This is a genomic window from Bacillus sp. FSL E2-8887 (assembly GCF_038007205.1).
Lineage (GTDB): Bacteria > Bacillota > Bacilli > Bacillales > Bacillaceae_G > Bacillus_A > Bacillus_A mycoides.
In genome coordinates this window covers 5,082,501-5,099,212 of sequence record NZ_JBBOWS010000001.1, presented here as the reverse complement: position 1 = coordinate 5,099,212, position 16,712 = coordinate 5,082,501, and the positions used below count along the sequence as shown (strand labels likewise).

The following is a 16,712-nucleotide window of genomic DNA, read 5'->3' as shown; positions in this document are numbered from 1 at the left end:
AGTAATCTTTCTTCTAAGCACTAGCAATTAGATACAACTAATTCCATTCCCATTTTTTCTTTCTCCTCTTTATATCCCAAAAATAAAGTAGCCCTATTACTCACAAATAAATCGATAAAAAGTAAAAGGTCCCGCTTTAAAAAGCAGGACCTTTTACCATTGTTCCATTTTCACAGGACGACGTTTTGCTTCTTTTAACAAGAAAAAATATTTCGCCTCTGCTATTTTTAAAGAACAAAGTACATCTTGAGACGGCTCAACACTTTGTTCAACCAGTCTCTTCTGACGTAGCCATTCATTCTTTACCTTTTCTAATAATACAATTAACTTATCGTCATACTCTTTACGCAACTTACCCTTTTTTTGAAAGAACATTTTCCCTTCTCCTCTTATATCTCTCTACGGCCTTCTAAAGCTTTCGATAGTGTTACTTCATCTGCATATTCTAAATCTCCACCAACTGGCAGACCATGTGCAATACGAGTTACTTTAATTCCTGTTGGCTTTAAGAGGCGGGATATGTACATCGCTGTGGCTTCCCCTTCAATATTAGGGTTTGTTGCTAATATCACTTCTTGTACTGTTTCATCTTGCAGTCTCTTTAATAACTGCGGGATATTAATATCCTCTGGTCCAATTCCTTCCATTGGAGAAATGGCACCACGCAAAACATGATATACACCTTGATATTCTTTCATTTTTTCCATCGCAATTACATCTTTCGGCTCTTGTACTACACAAACAACCGATTGATCCCTATGCGAATCGTCACAAATATAACAAGGATCGCGGTCAGTGATATGTCCGCACACAGAACAATACGCTAAATCTCGCTTTGCATTCACAAGTGCTTTCGCAAAACCTAGTACATCATCCTCTTTCATATCTAACACGAAGAATGCCAATCGAACCGCTGTTTTCGGTCCAATTCCTGGCAACTTCATAAAACTATCGATTAATTTTGATATCGGTTCTGGATAATGCATATATCAATATCCTCCTAGAACATTCCACCTGGTAAGTTCATGCCTTTTGTAAATTTGCCCATTGTAGAGTTTGAAAGTTCATCAACCTTTTTAAGTGCATCATTCGTTGCAGCTAATACTAAGTCTTGTAACATTTCGATATCTTCTGGATCTACAACTTCTTCTTTAATTTTCACTTCAAGAACTTGCTTATGACCATTTGCAATAACAGTAACCATTCCGCCGCCAGCTGTACCTTCAACTGTTTTTTCGCCAAGCTCTTCTTGCGCCTTCGCCATGTCCTTTTGCATCTTTTGCATTTGTTTCATCATATTATTCATATTTCCCATTCCGCCACGCATCATAATTAATTCCTCCTCATTATTATTACTCTTTTATTTCAATAAGTTCTTGCCCTACTAATTTTACAGCCTCTTCTATAAGAGGATCTTCTTTTTGTTCTTGGCTTTCTTCAGAATCCCCGCCTTCGCGTTGTAAAAAGTCTTCACGAATTTTACCCCATTCACTTTTTGGGATAGCAATCATATTTAACCTTTTACTTAACAATTCAAAAAGGGTTTGTTCCAATGTATCCATCGCTTCTCGATTTTCACTAGCCATTTTGCAATGAATCTCATATTGAAATGCTAACACATAGGTATCATCCGAAGCCGCAACTGGTTCACTATTTTCTAATAAAACAGCAAATGCTACTTTGTTATGTGACTTGAGCCTTCCTAATAATTCGCCCCATACAGCTTTTAACTGTTCTAAATCTTGACGCTTCGCTTGCTTTAACACTTCATTCACACGTCCAACAGGAATTTTCATACTTCCTGTTCGTACCGGTTTTGGTGTTGCCCGCGTCTCTCTTACTTCCTGCTGCACACCAGCTGGCACGCCATTCTTTTTAACTTGCTCTAACTCTTTCTCCAACTGCTGCATCCTGTTCATAATCGCTTGTAAACGATCTGCGCCGTTTGCTTGCATCATAAACTGCTGACACAGTTGCACCATAACAACTTCCAAGAATATTCTTGGATGGTTTGTCCACTTCATCTCCTGTTGTCCCTTACTAAGGGTATGAATAATTTCATAGATTACTTCCGGTTGCATTTCTTCACTTAACGTACGGAATTGATCATCTACAATTACCCGTTCCAACATATGTTCTAATTGTGGTGAAGTTTGATATAAAAGCATATCACGATAGTAGTAAATGAAATCCTCCATAAAGCGAACTGGATCTTTCCCTTTACTCATCATCTCATCTATAATACGTAACGCTCTTGATACATCATTTTCACGTATACATTCTACCAGGTCACCCAAATATCGCTGAGATACAGATCCTGTTACAGCTAAAACATCTTCACTCGTCACCGTTTCATCACTATAAGAAATAGCTTGATCAATAAGACTGAGCGCATCACGCATACCACCTTCGGCGGCACGCGCTACGATTTGTAACGCTTCATCTTCTACTTGCGTACCTTCATTTGTCACGACCGTCGATAATCTCTCAACGATATCATTTACTGATATCTTTCGAAACTCAAAACGCTGACAACGCGAAATAATTGTAGCTGGAATTTTATGCGGTTCTGTTGTCGCCAGAATAAAAATAACATGTCCTGGCGGCTCTTCTAAAGTTTTCAAAAGCGCATTAAAGGCACCCATAGAAAGCATGTGAACTTCATCAATAATGTATACTTTATATCCTACAGCACTTGGAGCATATTTTACTTTATCTCTTATATCTCGAATTTCATCTACACCGTTATTTGAAGCCGCATCAATTTCTAATACATCTGAAATAGACCCTTGTGTAATTCCTAAACAAGAAGGACATTCATTACAAGGTTCAGCTACCGGGGCGTGTTCACAGTTAATTGCCTTTGCAAATACTTTTGCAATTGTCGTTTTCCCTGTTCCCCTCGGACCCGAAAACAAATAAGCATGTGAAGCTTTCTCTTGAAGAAGGGCATTTTGCAACGTTTTTGTCACGTGCTTTTGACCGACTACATCTTCGAATTTTTGCGGTCTCCATGTTCGGTATAACGCTTGGTATGACACGAAAATACGGCCTCCCTCAAAGGTTATTATCTTATTTATTATAACCCATTCTGTTTATAGATTCCAAAAGTTATTTTCCATACAAAAAACTCACCTTTATATAAAGGTGAGTTTTGTATACATATATAACTGCCGTGCACCTTCTGTCGATTACGTACCATAAGCGTTACTCAAGCAGTTAGCTCGGTTCAGGCACTCCTGCGGCACACGAGAAAACCCGCTTATTGCTGCTTCCTTCCGGACCTGACAAGGTTCACGGGGTCCCGTTGCGCAGGACCCAAACGTCAACACCACTTACTTAAGGCAGACCTTACAGCAACATAACCTCGAGAAGGGATTCAGCCTCGCTAGAGCGGATTGCGAGTATAGGGCACCGCTACCTCCCCGCTTAGCACGGCAAAGTTAAAACCAATATTCGGTTGCCTTGGATAAGGCATTATCAGTATAACTTGTTTTTTTACAAAATGCAAATACGTTAGTTACCATTACTTTTCTCTAGTTTTTTCACTTCTTTTCTTTTCTTACGAAGCTCCCTAAAAAAAATCGTTAACAACGTACCACATTCTTCTTCAAGTACACCAGGCACTACTTCACACTGATGATTAAAACGCTCATCAGTTAAAAGATTCATCAACGTACCTGCACATCCACCTTTCGGATCGCTCGCACCATATACAACCCGTTTTATACGCGATAAAACAATTCCCCCTGCACACATTGGGCAAGGTTCTAATGTTACATATAACGTTGCATCTTCTAAACGCCATGTCCCTAATTTTTTGCAAGCTTCATCAATAGCTAAGAGTTCGGCGTGAGCTATTGATCTCTGTTCAGTTTCTCTTAAGTTATGTGCGACACTAATCACTTCACCATCTAGCACAATTACAGCACCAATTGGTACCTCTTGTATCGCCTCCGCCTTCTTCGCTTCCTCTATTGCTAACTGCATAAAATATATATCTCGCTCCATAATATAGTCCTTTCACCAAAAATAAAATACACTTTTTCATTTCTTGCAGGTGGGATAACTTTTACAAATTCAATCCAACCTAAAGAAGAAAGAGAGGGAATTACATATGAAAAATACCGCCTTACTCATTATCGATATGATTAATGATTTTCAATTCTCCCACGGACCCATCCTGGCACAGAAATGTGAAATTATAAAGAACCCCATTTTACAATTAAAGGACACCATGAAATCGTTGGGCTATCCAATAATTTATGTCAATGATCACTATCAACTTTGGAGATCTGATATTGATCAACTTATCACCCATTGTACAAATGAGTATAGTAAAAATATTATCGAGGCCATTGCTCCGCATACTGACGATTACATTTTTATTAAACCACATTACTCTGCTTTTTATGAAACACCTTTGAATTCTTTATTAGGTTATTTAAAAATCGAAAATCTCATTTTAACAGGAATTGCCGGGAACATATGCATCCTTTTTACAGCTAATGATGCCCATATGAGAAATTATACACTTTATGTACCACGGGATTGCATCGCTTCTAATAACGAGCAAGATAATGAACATGCTTTAAAAATAATGGAAGCCACATTAAAGGCAAATATTGTACCGTCATCCCAAATAAAATTTAATTAATACATATCTATTTTCTAACTTTTTATATCAAATTAGTCCGCTCGCTCCCCTCTTGTGCTACAATAATTCTGTTTTGTGTTTTTAGTAGTCACGGTAAATCACTGATTGAAAGGAGGAAACAGCGTGACCGGAGTACCATTTATCACGGTTGAAGGACCAATTGGTGTTGGAAAAACTTCACTTGCGAAGGAACTTTCAACTCACATGCAACTCCACTTACTAAAAGAGATTGTTGATGAAAATCCTTTTTTAGGAAAATTCTACGAAGACATCGACGAATGGAGTTTTCAAACAGAGATGTTCTTTCTTTGTAATAGATACAAACAACTAGAGGATATTAACATAAAGTATTTGAATCAAAGAAAGCCTGTAGTAGCAGATTATCATATATTTAAAAATTTAATTTTTGCATCCCGTACATTAAAAGATTCTCAATATGACAAGTACATGCAAATTTATCGCATTCTTACGCAAGATATGCCTGTGCCAAATGTCATCGTTTATTTAACAGCGAGCCTAGAAACATTACAAAAACGAATTGCCATGCGCGGAAGAGAATTCGAAAAAAATATGGATCCAAATTACTTGCTACAGCTTACAAAAGATTACGAAACAGCAATGGATGCTTTCAAAAAGGACCATCCAGATATTCCAGTATTGAAATTTAATGGAGACGATATGGATTTTGTAAGAAATCCTGATGATTTAAATGTCATCTTATCAGCTCTTCAAAATACTCTCTTGAAGGAGTCGAAATAACAATGAATTTAAGGCAAAAATATGATATACCAAATGATGCAGTTATCACTATTGCTGGGACAGTAGGTGTCGGTAAATCAACTATGACAACTGCATTGGCTAACGCTTTAGGTTATCGTACATCTTTTGAAAAAGTAGATTCCAACCCATATTTGGACAAGTTCTATGCCGATTTCACACGCTGGAGCTTTCACTTACAAGTGTACTTTTTAGCAGAACGATTTAAAGAACAAAAAAGAATTTTCGAATATGGTGGCGGTTTTGTTCAAGACCGTTCTATCTATGAGGACACTGGTATTTTCGCAAAAATGCATTACGAAAAGGGTACAATGACTGAAACTGATTATGAAACATACAAAGGTTTATTTGATGCTATGGTCATGACTCCTTACTTCCCTCATCCAGACTTATTAATTTACCTAGAAGGTTCTTTTGATGATATTGTCGATCGTATTCAAGAACGAGGACGTCCCATGGAGCAGCAAACACCAATTGAATATTGGAAAGAGATGCATGGACGTTACGATAACTGGATTAATAACTTTAATTCATGCCCTGTTTTACGATTAAACATTAATGAATACGATATTTTAAAAGATGGCGATTCAATCGAACCAATCATTAAAAAAATTGGACATTTTTTAAAACAAACACGTAAACTTGTAAAATAAAAAACCCGTGCATATGCACGGGTTTTCCTATGAAATTACTTTTTCTTTTTTGTCGGAGCAATAATTTCACTCTCTGGCTTTCCAGCATTAATACGCTGACGAACAGTACTCGTACTAATATCATATGTTTCAGCAATCTCTTTAACAGTCAATTCTTTCCCATTAATTACTGCTGTTAGTAATTTCCCTGTACGTTTTGGAGTTACTTCTTTTTGCACAGCTGGTTTTTCAGCTTCTTTTGGTACCTCTACTTTTTTTGCAACCTGTTTTACATCACAAGTGCAACCACAAAGTTTACGGAATGTATCATCACTTATAATGCGCGACACATTTGCACCACTGTTTAAAATTCTATTGTTCTTACAGACAGGACATTGTACATAATATAAAGTTTTTCCATCTAAAGGAAACGTTTGTATAATAAGATCCATGTTAACTCCTTTCATATCTATGAAGATAATCATCGGAATATGAGTGTGTAATAAGGACACTATATCCTTACATCATACTTTATGATTGGTTTTAAAATAAAAACTCGTTACGTGTTGGTAACGAGTTCTCCAATCTCCACTTATATGCGCTGTTGTCAATTATATCTGGAGGAGGTAGAGGGATTCGAACCCCCGCGCGACTCTCGCCGCCTGTCGGTTTTCAAGACCGATCCCTTCAGCCAGACTTGGGTATACCTCCATATTGACATCAAATATAATATCAAAAGAAAAACAGTTAGTCAACCCTACTATAATAAATTATGAGGAAAGGAAAATTTTACTTCCCCTCTCCTTTATGACACTGCTGACAACGTCCATAATTACCAATCACTCATACCGATGAATGTTTTAACTTATTTAATAACTGTTTTTCCTCCCATATAAGGGCGAAGAACTTCTGGAATTATAATTGTACCATCTTCTTGTTGGTAGTTCTCTAAAATAGCTGCCACTGTACGTCCAATTGCAAGACCAGATCCATTTAGTGTATGAACATGTTCCGGTTTGCCATTTGGCTCACGACGGAAACGGATATTCGCGCGTCTCGCTTGGAATGCCTCAAAATTACTACAAGAAGAAATTTCACGATATGTACCATAGCTTGGAATCCATACTTCAATATCGTATTTCTTCGCTGCTGTAAATCCTAAATCTCCTGTACACATGCTCATAACGCGATATGGCAACTCTAATAATTGTAACACGCGCTCTGCATCATTTGTTAATTTTTCTAACTCTTCGTAAGAATCTTCTGGTTTCACGAACTTCACAAGTTCAACTTTATTAAATTGGTGTTGACGAATTAAACCACGTGTATCACGACCAGCTGAACCTGCTTCAGAACGGAAGCATGAGCTAAACGCAGCATATCGTATCGGCAATTGCTCTTTACTCACAATCTCATCACGATGCATATTCGTTACAGGTACTTCAGCTGTTGGGATTAGGAAATAATCTTCACTTTCAATACGGAATGCATCTTCTTCAAACTTCGGAAGTTGTCCTGTTCCTGTCATACTTGCACGGTTTACCATATAAGGAGGCAATACTTCCTCATATCCATGCTCATCAGTATGAAGGTCAAGCATAAAGCTAATCAAAGCACGTTCTAATCTTGCACCAGCACCTTTGTAAAATACAAATCGGCTTCCTGTTACTTTCCCAGCACGTTCAAAATCTAAAATCCCTAAATCAGTAGCAAGGTCCCAATGTGGTTTTGGCTCATAAGTAAATTCTTTCACTTCTCCCCAAGTACGTGCTACTACGTTATCATCCTCTGTTTCGCCTATTGGGGCAGATTCATGAGGGATATTTGGGATAGATAGCATTAATCTTTCTAAATCTTCTTCAACTGTACGAAGCTCATTATCAAGATCTTTTACTTTTTCCCCAACTTCACGCATTTCTAGAATTAGAGCCTCCGCATCTTTCTTTTCACGCTTTAATACTGAAATTTGTTGAGATACTTCGTTACGTTTACTTTTTAGTTCTTCTGTTTGAACAAGTAGCTCTCTTCTTCTCGTATCAAGTTCTTCAAAGCGACCAAAATCCGTTAAATCTTCGCCTCTATGCTGTAATTTTGCTTTTACTTCTTCAAAATTCGTACGTAAAAATTTAATATCAAGCATTATATACTCCTCCTTTTATTTTATAAAACACAAAAAACTCCCGTCCCTATACAAAGGGACGGGAGTTAACCCGCGTTGCCACCCTAGTTGAAAGCATTACCGCTTTCCTCTCAAGTAGAAATAACGGCTCTTCACCGGGAATGTTTACTAATCAAAAGATATTCCACATTCCATTCCAGGATGGATTCACAAACTGTTTCTATCGATTTCCACCAACCATCGACTCTCTATAAGAAACAACATTTGTTACTACTTCCTATCAACACGCTTATTTTATAAAATTGTTATCATCAATTTACTATAATCTTATACAAGTTGCAAGTTACTTATACAACTTTTTTCATTTTCGCTTCTTTTACCATTTCTACAAAGTATGCTGTTACACGATGATCATCCGTTAATTCCGGATGGAAAGAAGCAGCTAAAAACGGCCCTTGCCTTACCGCTACCATTCGCTCGCCATGCATAGAAAGTACTTCAACATCATCAGCTACATTTACAACATACGGAGCACGGATAAATACACCAACAAAGTCTTCTCCCACACCTTTAATTGAAAGTGCAGCTTCAAAACTATCTTTTTGGCGTCCGAACGCATTGCGCTCAACCGTAATATCCATAGCACCAATATGTGCTTCTTCATAGCCAATAAGTGTTTTCGCAAGAAGAATCATTCCTGCACATGTACCAAACATTGGTTTACCAGACTTCGCAAATGTACGAAGAGGCTCCATGAAAGCATACTTATCAATAAGACGGCGCATTGTTGTACTTTCACCGCCTGGTAAAATAAGACCATCAATCTCTTCAAGTTGCTCTATACGCTTTACAACAACAGCTTCTGCACCACTTGCCTCAACTGATTTTACATGCTCACGAACTGCACCTTGAAGACCTAGTACACCGATTTTCACCATTTTAAAGATCTCCTTTAATTACCATCCACGCTCTTGCATGCGTTGTTCTGGTAATAACGTTGAAATTTCGATACCTTTCATTGCATTACCTAATCCTTTAGAAAGGCTTGCAATTAGTTCGTAATCTTCATAATGAGTCGTTGCTTCAACGATTGCACGTGCAAATTTCTCTGGGTTCTCTGATTTGAAGATACCAGATCCAACAAATACACCATCAGCACCAAGTTGCATCATTAACGCTGCATCTGCTGGTGTTGCTACACCACCTGCTGCAAAGTTTACAACTGGCAGGCGACCAAGGCGTTTAATTTCAAGTAGTACTTCATAAGGAGCACCAGTATTTTTTGCATATGTCATTAACTCATCTTCACGTAGACTTGCAACTTGACGGATTTCTGCATTGACTTGGCGCATATGACGCACTGCCTCTACAATGTTTCCTGTTCCAGGTTCACCTTTTGTACGAAGCATAGCTGCACCTTCTGCAATACGACGTGCAGCTTCTCCGATATCGCGGCAACCACATACAAACGGAACTGTGTAATCACGTTTATTTAAATGGTATACTTCATCAGCAGGAGTCAATACTTCACTCTCATCGATATAGTCTACCCCTAATGATTCTAATACACGTGCTTCTACAAGGTGACCGATACGACATTTTGCCATAACCGGAATTGATACAGCACCCATAACTTCTTCAACAATTGTTGGATCTGCCATACGAGAAACGCCACCTGCTGCACGAATATCTGCAGGTACACGCTCTAATGCCATAACAGCAACTGCGCCTGCCTCTTCTGCAATCCTTGCTTGCTCAGCGTTAACTACGTCCATAATAACGCCGCCTTTTTGCATTTCTGCCATTCCACGTTTTACACGTTCTGTCCCTGTTACATTTGTCATGTACAAAAACCCCCCTAGGTGAATTGCTTTCCCCCGTTAAAGAAGAAAATTAAGAATACTCTTACATTCTACCACTAACTATCTGATGCTTGTCCACTACTTTTTCATAAAGTCGGTATGAAAAATAGGAATAAGAAAAAGCTCCTACAATGAGGAGCTTTTAAAACCAACCTTTTACTGTATCAACAGCACTATTCCACATACCACTAAAGAAAGAACCAATTCCGCGCATAGAACGTGTGAACCAGCCTGCCTCTTCTACTTCAGATTTTGTTACAAGGTCTACTTGTAATGATTTTCCTGATAAAAATCCAGGATCATTACTATCTTTAGACGTTACAACCATTTGTCCAAGTGCAACTCCCTTTTTCAGAGGTGCTTCTTGTCCCTTATTTCCTTCTTTAAATTCTGTTTTATAAACGTCTTTACTTCCCTTTGGCACCGGAAGTGAAACAGCTTGCTTCGTTTGAACTGCTACATCTTTATCTTTCGCATTTTCAACTCTTACTGTTTCTTTTCCTTTGACCGAAGAACCTTTTTCATACATTTTCTTCATTTCAAAGTTAGCAAAGCCATAATCATATAATTTCTTTGTCTCATCAAATCTTGCCGTGTGAGATTTTGTTTTAATAACTACAGAAATGAAACGCATACCATTTCTTTCAATCGTACCAGTGAAACAATCTCCTGCTTCTGGAGTTGATCCTGTTTTCAGACCATCTACGCCTTCGTATTCCTTAATTAACCCCTTTAACATCCAGTTCCAGTTAGGCATTTCAATCCGATCCGGAGTACCTTCACGGAATACTTTTTTTGAAATTTTTGCTATGTCTAATGTTTTAGGGAAATCTTGAATAAGACGTTGTGCTAAAATTGCTACATCTCTCGCAGACATTTTATTTTCTTCATCTGGAGTTGTCCCTTCAGGATGGTGTCCTTTTAAATCTTTGTTCGTTAAGCCCGTAGAATTTACAAACTTATAATTTTTTAATCCAAACTCTTTCGATTTATCATTCATCATTTTTACAAAGTCTACTTCTTTTCCAGCAACTGCTTCAGCTAACGCTATCGTTGCACCATTAGCAGAATAAATTGCCATTGCTTCGTATAGCTCTTTTACTGTATAAGATTCACCATTTCGTAGAGGCACATTCGATAATGAACGATCTTGCGAAATGTTATACGCATATTCGGAAACCTTAACTTTTTGATCCCATTTTAGTTTCCCTTTCGCAATAGCCTCGTTCACTAGGTATTCACTCATCATTTTTGTCATACTAGCAATTGATAATAACTCATCTGCATTTTTTTGATATAAAATCTTCCCAGAATTCGCTTCTACTAAAATTGCCGCACCTGCTTCAATGTTTAAAGCGGCTCCTGTTTCTGCTGATGCATTGCTATATGGTACAAGCATGCTACAAGCTATTGTAAGCACTGTTACCAACGCAATGAATCTTTTGCAAAACATACCTTTCACTTTTGCTACCCCCAATATCTATGTACTCACATAACCGTTATTCTAACATAATCAAAAAAAAATAGACAGAGATATCAAATCTCTGTCTATTTGTATATAAGACATTACAATGAGTAGTTTGGAGCCTCTTTTGTAATCTGTACGTGATGAGGATGGCTTTCACGTAAACCTGCACCTGACATACGAATGAACTGTGCATTCTCACGTAAGAATTCTAAATTCTGCGCTCCGCAATATCCCATACCTGCACGTAATCCACCAACTAATTGATGAACTGTATCTGCTAAAGGTCCTTTATATGGTACGCGTCCTTCAATACCTTCAGGAACAAGTTTTTTGTTTCCTTCTTGGAAGTAACGATCTTTACTTCCTTTTTCCATCGCTCCAACAGAACCCATACCACGATATACTTTAAATTGGCGACCTTGGTAAATTTCAGTTTCTCCAGGGCTTTCAGCAACACCAGCAAACATACTACCTAGCATAACAACGTGTGCTCCTGCTGCTAAAGCTTTAACCATATCACCAGAGTACTTAACACCGCCATCAGCAATAACTGGAATACCGTGTTTACGAGCTTCTGTTGCACAATCATAAACTGCTGTTAATTGTGGTACACCAACACCAGCTACAACACGCGTTGTACAAATAGAACCTGGTCCAATACCAACTTTAACTACGTTTGCACCAGCCTCAATTAATGCTTTCGTTGCTTCAGCTGTAGCAACATTTCCAGCGATAATATTTAGTGCTGGATATTTCGCACGAACTTCTTTTACTTTTTCAATAACACCTTTAGAATGCCCATGAGCTGTATCAAGTACAATTGCATCTACGCTAGCTTTTACTAATGCATCGATACGAAGCATAGCATCAGCCGTTACACCAACAGCTGCTCCAACTAATAAGCGTCCTTGCTTATCTTTAGCAGAGTTTGGGAATTCAATTACTTTTTCAATATCTTTTATTGTAATAAGCCCTTGTAATACACCGTTATTATCAACAAGAGGGAGCTTTTCAATTTTATACTTTTGCAGGATTTTTTCAGCTTCTTCCAGTGTAGTACCAACTGGAGCTGTAATTAACTGTTCTTTTGTCATTACGTCAGAAATTTTGATTGAGTAGTCTTGGATGAAACGCATATCACGGTTTGTAATAATACCAACTAATTTTCGCTCATCTAAATTATTTACAACTGGTACACCTGAGATACGATATTTTCCCATAAGATGTTCTGCATCATATACTTGATGTTCTGGAGTTAAGAAGAAAGGATCTGAAATAACGCCGCTTTCAGAGCGCTTTACTTTATCAACTTGCTCTGCTTGTTGCTCAATAGACATATTCTTATGAATAATTCCTAAACCGCCTTGGCGAGCCATTGCAATAGCCATGTCAGCTTCTGTTACTGTATCCATTCCTGCACTAATTAACGGGATGTTTAGCTGTAAGCTTTCAGATAAAACTGTTTTAACACTTACTTCTCTTGGTAATATATCTGACCTCGCTGGTACAAGTAATACATCATCAAAAGTCAAACCTTCTTTAACAAATTTAGATTCCCACATAATTGTTCCCCCCATGATACCAGAAATTATTATTAGTAGCTTATCAATTGGTTAAAATACTGTCAAGGACGTATATATATGTTAGAATTTTTAGACAATAAAAGGAGCGTAATATATGCATCAAACACATTGTACTTGGCAGCAATTAAGTTTCTTTTTTTCATCTCAAAATGTACAACGTTATCTTGCCCGTTGTTATGAAAAATCCTCCATACAAGATGCTGAAAAAAAAAGTTTTGAAAACTGTTATCCCTTTATTTACTACTTAGAACACGGGAAAAATTATTATGAATTATATAAGGTGGCCCCCTTTTCGATTCAGCCGATGTTGTTATTTTATGGAATTAGCCAACTGTTTAAAGCTTGCTTGTTAACTATTGATCCTAACTACCCAGAATCAACTACTGTTTTAGCTCATGGCGTTACGACTCGTAAACGGAAAAAACAGGGGTATCAATTTTTAGAAGATGAGGTGAAAATACAGAAAAACGGATTGTTTACTCACGTTGCAGAACAACTGTTTCACATGAAACACTTAGAAGCGGAGAAGTTTAATATGTTAGAGCTAATGGGGAATATTCCTGAATTACAAAATTTGTTGCGCTATAGTCAAAAAGTATCAACTTTATATAAGATCGATTCAACAAATAAAAATGAGCTCTCCTTTTCAGTCAATATATTAGATCGACTACATATGACTAAAGAGCGATTTTCTCGTTACATCGAAACAACTTGTAAGCATTTATCAATACAACACGTACCTGAGAAAAATAATGAATTAAATTTGTTTTTTTCGGCACCTATTCAATCATGGAATCCTATGTATAGTACACCTTTATACTATGAGCATCTTACTGACACTTATTATTTACCACTTACGACTGACCCTAGAAACTCTAAGCCAGTGTTGCCTGAGCTTCTTGTTCATTATTTATTACTCTATAATTTAAGTATGATTTCTAGGTATGAAACGGATTGGTGGTATGACTTACTTGGAAGTTATGGATCTGAAGATTATCCGTTTATTTATCAATTCCTCAATATTTCTGCTCAAAAAATCCCTTACTATATTTCAGCATTTTTACTAACGGAATCCAACCTATTTCATGGGAAATAAAAAAAACACGAGTCAAATGACTCGTGTTTTTATCTTGCTTGGCGACGTCCTACTCTCACAGGGACAAGGTCCCAACTACCATCGGCGCTAGAGAGCTTAACTTCCGTGTTCGGTATGGGAACGGGTGTGACCTCTCTGCCATCATCACCAAACTATGAAGGTATATTCCTTCAAAACTAGATAACATTTGCTTCATATTATATGGTTAAGTCCTCGATCTATTAGTATTCGTCAGCTCCACATGTCACCATGCTTCCACCTCGAACCTATCAACCTGATCATCTTTCAGGGATCTTACTAGCTTACGCTATGGGAAATCTCATCTTGAGGGGGCTTCATGCTTAGATGCTTTCAGCACTTATCCCTTCCGCACATAGCTACCCAGCTATGCCCTTGGCAGAACAACTGGTACACCAGCGGTGCGTCCATCCCGGTCCTCTCGTACTAAGGACAGCTCCTCTCAAATTTCCTGCGCCCACGACGGATAGGGACCGAACTGTCTCACGACGTTCTGAACCCAGCTCGCGTACCGCTTTAATGGGCGAACAGCCCAACCCTTGGGACCGACTACAACCCCAGGATGCGATGAGCCGACATCGAGGTGCCAAACCTCCCCGTCGATGTGGACTCTTGGGGGAGATAAGCCTGTTATCCCCGGGGTAGCTTTTATCCGTTGAGCGATGGCCCTTCCATGCGGAACCACCGGATCACTAAGCCCGACTTTCGTCCCTGCTCGACTTGTAGGTCTCGCAGTCAAGCTCCCTTATGCCTTTGCACTCTACGAATGATTTCCAACCATTCTGAGGGAACCTTTGGGCGCCTCCGTTACACTTTAGGAGGCGACCGCCCCAGTCAAACTGCCCACCTGACACTGTCTCCCGGGTCGATAAGACCCGTAGGTTAGAATTTCAATACAGTCAGGGCGGTATCCCACCAGCGCCTCCACCGAAGCTAGCGCTCCGGTTTCAATGGCTCCCGCCTATCCTGTACAAACTGTACCAAAATTCAATATCAGGCTACAGTAAAGCTCCACGGGGTCTTTCCGTCCTGTCGCGGGTAACCTGCATCTTCACAGGTACTATAATTTCACCGAGTCTCTGGTTGAGACAGTGCCCAAATCGTTACACCTTTCGTGCGGGTCGGAACTTACCCGACAAGGAATTTCGCTACCTTAGGACCGTTATAGTTACGGCCGCCGTTTACTGGGGCTTCAGTTCAGAGCTTCGCTTACGCTAACCCCTCTCCTTAACCTTCCAGCACCGGGCAGGTGTCAGCCCCTATACTTCGCCTTACGGCTTCGCAGAGACCTGTGTTTTTGCTAAACAGTCGCTTGGGCCTATTCACTGCGGCTTTCCGTTAAGAAAGCACCCCTTCTCCCGAAGTTACGGGGTCATTTTGCCGAGTTCCTTAACCAGAGTTCTCTCGCACACCTTAGGATTCTCTCCTCGCCTACCTGTGTCGGTTTGCGGTACAGGCACCTTTTATCTCGCTAGAAGCTTTTCTTGGCAGCGGGGAATCAAAGACTTCGCTCCATAAGGAGCTTCCCCATCACAGCTCAGCCTTCACGATAAGCGGATTTGCCTACTTATCAGCCTAACTGCTTGGACGTGCACAACCAATCGCACGCTTCTTCTATCCTTCTGCGTCCCTCCATTGCTCAAACGATAAAGAGGTGGTACAGGAATATCAACCTGTTGTCCATCGCCTACGCCTGTCGGCCTCGGCTTAGGTCCTGACTAACCCTGAGCGGACGAGCCTTCCTCAGGAAACCTTAGGCATTCGGTGGACGGGATTCTCACCCGTCTTTCGCTACTCATACCGGCATTCTCACTTCTAAGCGCTCCACCAGTCCTTCCGGTCTGACTTCACTGCACTTAGAACGCTCCCCTACCACTGATACCATTGGTATCAATTCGCAGCTTCGGTGGTGTATTTAGCCCCGGTACATTTTCGGCGCAGAGTCACTCGACTAGTGAGCTATTACGCACTCTTTAAATGGTGGCTGCTTCTGAGCCAACATCCTAGTTGTCTAAGCAACTCCACATCCTTTTCCACTTAATACACACTTTGGGACCTTAGCTGGCGATCTGGGCTGTTTCCCTCTTGACTACGGATCTTATCACTCGCAGTCTGACTCCTAAGGATAAGTCATTGGCATTCGGAGTTTGACTGAATTCGGTAATCCGATGAGGACCCCTAGTTCAATCAGTGCTCTACCTCCAAGACTCTTACACTTAAGGCTAGCCCTAAAGCTATTTCGGGGAGAACCAGCTATCTCCAGGTTCGATTGGAATTTCTCCGCTACCCACACCTCATCCCCGCACTTTTCAACGTGCGTGGGTTCGGGCCTCCATTCAGTGTTACCTGAACTTCACCCTGGACATGGGTAGATCACCTGGTTTCGGGTCTACGACCACGTACTAAACGCCCTATTCAGACTCGCTTTCGCTGCGGCTCCGCCTCTTCAGCTTAACCTCGCACGGGATCGTAACTCGCCGGTTCATTCTACAAAAGGCAC

General features: G+C 39.6%; 15 protein-coding genes, 1 tRNA gene, 2 rRNA genes, 1 other RNA gene and 1 other annotated feature (1 of these 20 only partly in view). Of the genes, 4 read left to right on the top strand and 15 right to left on the bottom strand.

The genetic code is table 11. The features are described from left to right. Positions 1 to 153: 153 nt before the first annotated feature. The 6 genes from NSQ08_RS26265 to tadA all read right to left on the bottom strand — a co-directional run bounded on the left by NSQ08_RS26265 (position 154) and on the right by tadA (position 4,011). A complete protein-coding gene (locus NSQ08_RS26265; protein WP_002009631.1) occupies positions 154 to 375 on the bottom strand; it encodes a YaaL family protein in 222 nt (73 codons plus the stop codon). Between the two features lie 14 nt (positions 376 to 389). Next, positions 390 to 986: a recombination protein RecR gene (gene recR, locus NSQ08_RS26260; RefSeq protein ID WP_002009629.1), complete on the bottom strand. Its 597-nt coding sequence runs from the start codon at positions 984 to 986 to the stop codon at positions 390 to 392. Between the two features lie 14 nt (positions 987 to 1,000). Then, positions 1,001 to 1,327 carry a YbaB/EbfC family nucleoid-associated protein gene (locus tag NSQ08_RS26255; RefSeq protein WP_170935248.1) on the bottom strand — a complete coding sequence of 109 codons (327 nt, stop codon included), beginning with the start codon at positions 1,325 to 1,327 and terminating at the stop codon, positions 1,001 to 1,003. 25 nt (positions 1,328 to 1,352) lie between these two features. Beyond that, positions 1,353 to 3,041, bottom strand: a complete 1,689-nt coding sequence (gene dnaX / locus NSQ08_RS26250; protein WP_340779860.1) for a DNA polymerase III subunit gamma/tau — start codon at positions 3,039 to 3,041, stop codon at positions 1,353 to 1,355. Between the two features lie 132 nt (positions 3,042 to 3,173). Next, positions 3,174 to 3,438, bottom strand: an RNA gene (ffs, locus tag NSQ08_RS26245) — signal recognition particle sRNA large type. A gap of 78 nt (positions 3,439 to 3,516) precedes the next feature. Then, positions 3,517 to 4,011: a tRNA adenosine(34) deaminase TadA gene (tadA, locus tag NSQ08_RS26240; RefSeq protein WP_002029304.1), complete on the bottom strand. Its 495-nt coding sequence runs from the start codon at positions 4,009 to 4,011 to the stop codon at positions 3,517 to 3,519. A 106-nt stretch (positions 4,012 to 4,117) separates the two neighbouring features. Here tadA and NSQ08_RS26235 point away from each other — a divergent pair, with 106 nt between their 5' ends. The 3 genes from NSQ08_RS26235 to NSQ08_RS26225 all read left to right on the top strand — a co-directional run bounded on the left by NSQ08_RS26235 (position 4,118) and on the right by NSQ08_RS26225 (position 6,087). Further along, the gene (locus NSQ08_RS26235) at positions 4,118 to 4,657 is read left to right on the top strand and encodes an isochorismatase family cysteine hydrolase (protein ID WP_002130738.1); all 540 of its coding nucleotides are present in this window, start codon (positions 4,118 to 4,120) and stop codon (positions 4,655 to 4,657) included. Positions 4,658 to 4,780: 123 nt separating this feature from the next. Next, the gene (locus NSQ08_RS26230) at positions 4,781 to 5,416 is read left to right on the top strand and encodes a deoxynucleoside kinase (protein ID WP_002009621.1); all 636 of its coding nucleotides are present in this window, start codon (positions 4,781 to 4,783) and stop codon (positions 5,414 to 5,416) included. 2 nt (positions 5,417 to 5,418) lie between these two features. After that, positions 5,419 to 6,087: a deoxynucleoside kinase gene (locus NSQ08_RS26225; protein ID WP_002009620.1), complete on the top strand. Its 669-nt coding sequence runs from the start codon at positions 5,419 to 5,421 to the stop codon at positions 6,085 to 6,087. Between the two features lie 35 nt (positions 6,088 to 6,122). Here the strand turns inward: NSQ08_RS26225 and NSQ08_RS26220 are convergent, their stop codons facing one another. The 7 genes from NSQ08_RS26220 to guaB all read right to left on the bottom strand — a co-directional run bounded on the left by NSQ08_RS26220 (position 6,123) and on the right by guaB (position 13,077). Beyond that, the gene (locus NSQ08_RS26220; protein ID WP_002029297.1) at positions 6,123 to 6,518 is read right to left on the bottom strand and encodes a DUF3797 domain-containing protein; all 396 of its coding nucleotides are present in this window, start codon (positions 6,516 to 6,518) and stop codon (positions 6,123 to 6,125) included. Between the two features lie 166 nt (positions 6,519 to 6,684). Beyond that, a tRNA-Ser gene (locus NSQ08_RS26215) sits at positions 6,685 to 6,777 on the bottom strand. Between the two features lie 154 nt (positions 6,778 to 6,931). Continuing rightward, entirely contained in the window at positions 6,932 to 8,206 is a 1,275-nt protein-coding gene (serS, locus tag NSQ08_RS26210) for a serine--tRNA ligase (protein WP_002009617.1), read from the bottom strand. A gap of 51 nt (positions 8,207 to 8,257) precedes the next feature. Beyond that, positions 8,258 to 8,478: a binding site (T-box leader), on the bottom strand. Between the two features lie 54 nt (positions 8,479 to 8,532). Further along, positions 8,533 to 9,123 (bottom strand): pyridoxal 5'-phosphate synthase glutaminase subunit PdxT, encoded by a 591-nt coding sequence (gene pdxT, locus NSQ08_RS26205; protein WP_002009616.1) that lies wholly within the window; start codon positions 9,121 to 9,123, stop codon positions 8,533 to 8,535. Between the two features lie 18 nt (positions 9,124 to 9,141). Continuing rightward, positions 9,142 to 10,029, bottom strand: a complete 888-nt coding sequence (pdxS, locus tag NSQ08_RS26200) for a pyridoxal 5'-phosphate synthase lyase subunit PdxS (protein ID WP_002009615.1) — start codon at positions 10,027 to 10,029, stop codon at positions 9,142 to 9,144. A gap of 160 nt (positions 10,030 to 10,189) precedes the next feature. Next, entirely contained in the window at positions 10,190 to 11,500 is a 1,311-nt protein-coding gene (locus tag NSQ08_RS26195) for a D-alanyl-D-alanine carboxypeptidase family protein (RefSeq protein WP_340780266.1), read from the bottom strand. A gap of 113 nt (positions 11,501 to 11,613) precedes the next feature. Further along, on the bottom strand, positions 11,614 to 13,077 hold the full coding sequence (gene guaB / locus NSQ08_RS26190) for an IMP dehydrogenase (RefSeq protein WP_002107266.1): 1,464 nt from the start codon (positions 13,075 to 13,077) through the stop codon (positions 11,614 to 11,616). A gap of 115 nt (positions 13,078 to 13,192) precedes the next feature. On the opposite strand from guaB, the gene NSQ08_RS26185 reads away from it, so the two are divergent. Next, positions 13,193 to 14,194 (top strand): YaaC family protein, encoded by a 1,002-nt coding sequence (locus NSQ08_RS26185; RefSeq protein WP_002009610.1) that lies wholly within the window; start codon positions 13,193 to 13,195, stop codon positions 14,192 to 14,194. A gap of 36 nt (positions 14,195 to 14,230) precedes the next feature. Here the strand turns inward: NSQ08_RS26185 and rrf are convergent. Together rrf and NSQ08_RS26175 are read right to left on the bottom strand one after the other, a co-directional pair. Further along, a 5S ribosomal RNA gene (gene rrf, locus NSQ08_RS26180) occupies positions 14,231 to 14,346 on the bottom strand. 49 nt (positions 14,347 to 14,395) lie between these two features. Further along, positions 14,396 to 16,712 (bottom strand): 23S ribosomal RNA (locus tag NSQ08_RS26175); it runs 604 nt beyond the window's last position.

What these genes read in the sequence shown, in the direction of transcription:
- NSQ08_RS26265 (WP_002009631.1), bottom strand. Translation starts at nt 375, where the DNA reads ATGTTCTTTCAAAAAAAGGGTAAGTTGCGTAAAGAGTATGACGATAAG.
- recR (WP_002009629.1), bottom strand. Translation starts at nt 986, where the DNA reads ATGCATTATCCAGAACCGATATCAAAATTAATCGATAGTTTTATGAAG.
- NSQ08_RS26255 (WP_170935248.1), bottom strand. Translation starts at nt 1,327, where the DNA reads ATGCGTGGCGGAATGGGAAATATGAATAATATGATGAAACAAATGCAA.
- tadA (WP_002029304.1), bottom strand. Translation starts at nt 4,011, where the DNA reads ATGGAGCGAGATATATATTTTATGCAGTTAGCAATAGAGGAAGCGAAG.
- NSQ08_RS26235 (WP_002130738.1), top strand. Translation starts at nt 4,118, where the DNA reads ATGAAAAATACCGCCTTACTCATTATCGATATGATTAATGATTTTCAA.
- NSQ08_RS26225 (WP_002009620.1), top strand. Translation starts at nt 5,419, where the DNA reads ATGAATTTAAGGCAAAAATATGATATACCAAATGATGCAGTTATCACT.
- NSQ08_RS26220 (WP_002029297.1), bottom strand. Translation starts at nt 6,518, where the DNA reads ATGGATCTTATTATACAAACGTTTCCTTTAGATGGAAAAACTTTATAT.
- serS (WP_002009617.1), bottom strand. Translation starts at nt 8,206, where the DNA reads ATGCTTGATATTAAATTTTTACGTACGAATTTTGAAGAAGTAAAAGCA.
- pdxT (WP_002009616.1), bottom strand. Translation starts at nt 9,123, where the DNA reads ATGGTGAAAATCGGTGTACTAGGTCTTCAAGGTGCAGTTCGTGAGCAT.
- pdxS (WP_002009615.1), bottom strand. Translation starts at nt 10,029, where the DNA reads ATGACAAATGTAACAGGGACAGAACGTGTAAAACGTGGAATGGCAGAA.
- NSQ08_RS26195 (WP_340780266.1), bottom strand. Translation starts at nt 11,500, where the DNA reads ATGTTTTGCAAAAGATTCATTGCGTTGGTAACAGTGCTTACAATAGCT.
- guaB (WP_002107266.1), bottom strand. Translation starts at nt 13,077, where the DNA reads ATGTGGGAATCTAAATTTGTTAAAGAAGGTTTGACTTTTGATGATGTA.
- NSQ08_RS26185 (WP_002009610.1), top strand. Translation starts at nt 13,193, where the DNA reads ATGCATCAAACACATTGTACTTGGCAGCAATTAAGTTTCTTTTTTTCA.